Below are 3760 nucleotides of genomic sequence, written 5' to 3'. Positions count from 1 at the left end.
TTCACCATGCACAGCTCATATTTCCCACTGCGCCGCTTATATTCACCATGCACAGCTTATATTTCCCACTGCACAGCCTGTAGCCTGCAGTTCATAGTATACAGTCATATTTCCTATTTTATGATGCGCCCCTGACAGCTATAGCGTACAGCACACGGCGCACAATCCTTTGCAACGCAAAAAGGAGCCCCCTTGCGGAGACCCCTCAACATCACTTACTCAGCAGTGAAAGGCAAGAGCGCAATGTTGCGTGCGCGCTTGATGGCAACAGTCACCTGACGCTGATGCTTGGCACAGTTGCCGGAAATGCGGCGAGGCAAAATCTTGCCACGCTCGGTAATGTAACGACGCAGCTTAGCTACATCCTTGTAATCAATCTGCTCAACCTTATCTACGCAGAAACTGCAAACCTTTTTACGAGGCCTTCTGCTTCTATCACGCTTGATCAAAGTATATTCCCTCCTTCAATATGGAATATCATCCCCGTCGCACGGAGCACACGGGATGTCACCCTTCATGGAAAGCCATGAATTAGTCCTCTGCTTTAACAATCATGTGCTTCAGGAGCTCATCAGTAATCTTCATTACACGATCAGCCTCAGCCACACATGCAGGCTCTGCTGTTACGTTCAGCAGTACATAGTAGCCCTCGGTGCAGTCCTTAATCTCATAAGCAAGACGCTTCTTGCCCCAGCGATCCTCGCTGTCAACTGTACCGCCATTGTCAGCAATCAACTTGGTGAACTTCTCAACTACAGCGTTGGTTGCTTCTTCCTCCATTGGTTTAACAATGAATATGACTTCGTACTTTCTCACGAAATCACCTCCCTCTTTGGTCTTTGGCCCTCTCCTTCACGAGAGGGCAGAGAAAGTTTACAAATGTTATTTGCAACTATCCTGTCCTTTTGACTGAATGAGTATACCATGTATTGCATTTTTGTGCAAGCACTTTTTTATTTTTTCTCCCTGCTGACCCCGGCCGGCAGGGCAACTGTAAATTCCGTCCCCCTGCCCACAGCGCTGTGCACCGCGATTGTGCCGCCATGCTCCTCGGCAATCCACCTGGCAATGGACAGCCCCAGCCCTGAGCCGTCAGGATTACGGCTGCGCATTTCCGTCACCCGGTAAAAACGCTCAAACAGCCTGTCAAGATGCTCCGCCCCGATGCCACAGCCATCATCCCGCACCATGAGCTCCGCATTGTCCTTCCGCCGCAGGACGGCAACGCAGGCAACGGAGGCGCCGCTGTACCTGATGGCATTGTCCAGCAAAATCATCACCAGCTGCTTTATCCTGTTCCTGTCACCGTGAAGCACGACCTCCTCGGCCACCCTTAGCTCGATGCGGATGCCCTTCTGACCGGCCAGCCCCGTCAAGGCATCCACCACTTCACCAGCCGCCTGACCCAAGGAAAACTCCTCCTGCAAAAGCTCCTGCCTGCCGGCATCCGCTCTCGCCAGCGTGAGCAGATCATCAATCAGCCTCGTCATGCGGCGGCTTTCCGCGTCCATGTTTTCCAGCCACTTCATCTGGCTGGCCACGGTTTCCTCCCGGCAGTCCAGCACCAGTTCCAGATTGGCCCGAAGGGCCGCCAGCGGGGTGCGCAGCTCATGGGAGGCCGCCGCCGTAAACTCAAGCTGTTTTTTCCACGCCTCTTTGATGGGGGAAACCGCCCTTCTCGATATGAGCCAGCTGCCGATGAAAACCATGGCAAAAAATATCACTACCGTTGCCAGCCACCGGTGCAGGGAACCGTCAGGCATATCGCTATGAGCATGCAGCATAATCAGCAGGCTTGAAATCAGCATAATCGCGCTGATAACCAGCATGCAGAACAGGATAAATCGCCTGCGCAGATTAGTCATCCCCAGCCACCTCCTGCAATCTGTAGCCCATGCCCCGAACCGTCGCCAGCTCCACGCCGCAGGCGGCAAAATCAATCTTTTTCCGCAGATAGCATACATACAGCTCCACACAGGAAATCTCTCCCTCTGCATCAACGCCCCACACCCTGTCAAAAATCTGCTCCTTGCCCAGCACCATGCCCCTGTTGCGCAGGAAAAATTCCAGCAGCCGGGCCTCCCTGACCGTCAGCTTTACCTTTCCCGCCGGGCAGGATACCTCGCCATTCTTTACATCCAGCTCCAGCCGGGCCGCGGCCAGCCTGTCCCCTGCCAGCAGATGCGCAGAACGCCGCCCCAGCGCCCGCACCCTTGCCAGAAGCTCATCCTTGGAAAAAGGCTTCACCAGATAATCATCCGCCCCTGCGTCCAGCCCCTCAATCCTGTCCGTCAGGGCATCCTTGGCCGTAAGAAAAATAACCGGCGTCCTTACGCCCCTCTGCCGTATATGCTTCAGGATTTCTACGCCCTCCCTGTGGGGCAGCATCCTGTCCAGAATAATCACATCATAAAGGCCCCGTTCTGCATATTCCTGCGCTTCCAGCCCGTCAGCCGACGCATCCACCTGATAGCCCTGCCTGCGCAGGATATGCACCAGGGCATCGGCCAGACGCAGCTCGTCCTCTGCCAGCAGTATCTTCATGTTCCCACCCCCATACACACTCTCTGTATACTTTTTTGTGCATCCTTTCGTTTTATTATAACCTCACTTCCTTTGAGTTGTCTTTGAAAAAAGAAAAGAAATTTCCAGCGGTTCAAAGGAAATTCAAAAATTCGCCTGATATGCTTCAAGCATGCCGAATGCACAGGGCATACCAAAATCCCTTTATCTCCCGCAGTCCCCATAACCCCCCGATACACGGAGCACCACTGCTACAAAATACCAAAAATACTAAGCTCTTAAACTACTAAACTGCAAAAATACTAAGCTGCAAAAAATGCCCAAATACTCAAAATATCAAAAGCCAACAATAGCCGTGAAAGCCGGCCGGCTGGCCTGAACGAGCTGATATGAATGGAGGAAAAATCATGACAAAAGAAACAATCATTACTTCCCGAAAAGCAAGAATCCATGCGGCAGCCACAGCCGCACTCAGGAGCACACTGCCCTTTTACCTGCTTATCGCCTTTGAAATGCTATATATGGCAGGCCCTTTCGCCATGTATTTCTACGGCGTATACAATCCCATCCTGCAATTTTTCAACAGCTCCCCGATACTATCGGTGCTGAACAGCTTCTTCCTGCCCCACATCGCCAGGACGACGAACTCCCTGCTGATTAATGCCCACGAACATGCCGGGGCATTTCTTGCCATCACCGGCTTCGTGACATTCCTGATTGGCGCCGTACAGATTTATTACAGCAAATTCACCCGCAAGGGCGCAGTAACAGGCGGTATCTACCGTTTTATCCGGCATCCCCAGTATACCTCCTTTGCCATCTGCGGCCTGGGGCTCCTGATTCTGTGGCCGCGGTTTATCAACCTGTTTATGTTTGTCACCATGCTTTTTGTTTACTATCTGCTGGCACTGGCAGAAGAAAGGGAATGTGAACGAAAATTCGGTGCTTCTTACCTTGAGTACAAGAAACAAACCGCCATGTTCCTGCCCCTGCAAAAAATAAAAATTCCCCGCATCCTTCCCACCGGCAGGGCAAAGAGGGCGCTGACCCTGACCGCCCTGTACCTGTCCGCCCTGTTCGCCAGCTACGGCATTGGCAGCTTCCTCTACAATCACTCCCTGAACAGCCTGTACGCTTCCTATCAGGAAAACTCTGCCACCATTGCTGTCTGCCGGATGAGCAGCCCTGAAATTGCCAACATCATGTCAATTATCGCCAATGACCGGCGGACAGCAGG

The 3760-nt window shown here is 52.6% G+C and carries 5 protein-coding genes; 1 reads left to right on the top strand and 4 read right to left on the bottom strand.

Annotated elements, in window-relative coordinates; translation table 11 throughout:
* Window positions 1-215: 215 nt before the first annotated feature.
* From rpsR to ACI3UA_RS02455, 4 genes are all read right to left on the bottom strand, one after another.
* Entirely contained in the window at window positions 216-449 is a 234-nt protein-coding gene (gene rpsR / locus ACI3UA_RS02470; protein WP_154406631.1) for a 30S ribosomal protein S18, read from the bottom strand.
* 82 nt (window positions 450-531) lie between these two features.
* Window positions 532-816, bottom strand: a complete 285-nt coding sequence (gene rpsF / locus ACI3UA_RS02465; protein ID WP_235320480.1) for a 30S ribosomal protein S6 — start codon at window positions 814-816, stop codon at window positions 532-534.
* 137 nt (window positions 817-953) lie between these two features.
* Window positions 954-1865, bottom strand: coding sequence for a sensor histidine kinase (locus ACI3UA_RS02460; RefSeq protein ID WP_439723250.1), 912 nt, complete (start codon window positions 1863-1865; stop codon window positions 954-956).
* Entirely contained in the window at window positions 1858-2544 is a 687-nt protein-coding gene (locus ACI3UA_RS02455) for a response regulator transcription factor (protein ID WP_439723249.1), read from the bottom strand. Before ACI3UA_RS02455 ends, ACI3UA_RS02460 begins: the two co-directional genes overlap by 8 nt.
* A 386-nt stretch (window positions 2545-2930) precedes the next feature.
* On the opposite strand from ACI3UA_RS02455, the gene ACI3UA_RS02450 reads away from it, so the two are divergent.
* The coding region (locus ACI3UA_RS02450; RefSeq protein ID WP_439723248.1) for a methyltransferase family protein at window positions 2931-3760 on the top strand (830 nt) is incomplete at its 3' end.

Origin of the sequence: Anaerovibrio sp., from assembly GCF_051866355.1 — a bacterium.
Lineage (GTDB): Bacteria > Bacillota > Negativicutes > Selenomonadales > Selenomonadaceae > Anaerovibrio.
This window is presented reverse-complemented; position numbering and strand designations above follow the sequence as displayed.

Excerpts from the sequence above, each read along its gene's own strand:
- ACI3UA_RS02455 (WP_439723249.1), bottom strand. The coding sequence starts at position 2,544 with ATGAAGATACTGCTGGCAGAGGACGAGCTGCGTCTGGCCGATGCCCTG.
- ACI3UA_RS02460 (WP_439723250.1), bottom strand. The coding sequence starts at position 1,865 with ATGACTAATCTGCGCAGGCGATTTATCCTGTTCTGCATGCTGGTTATC.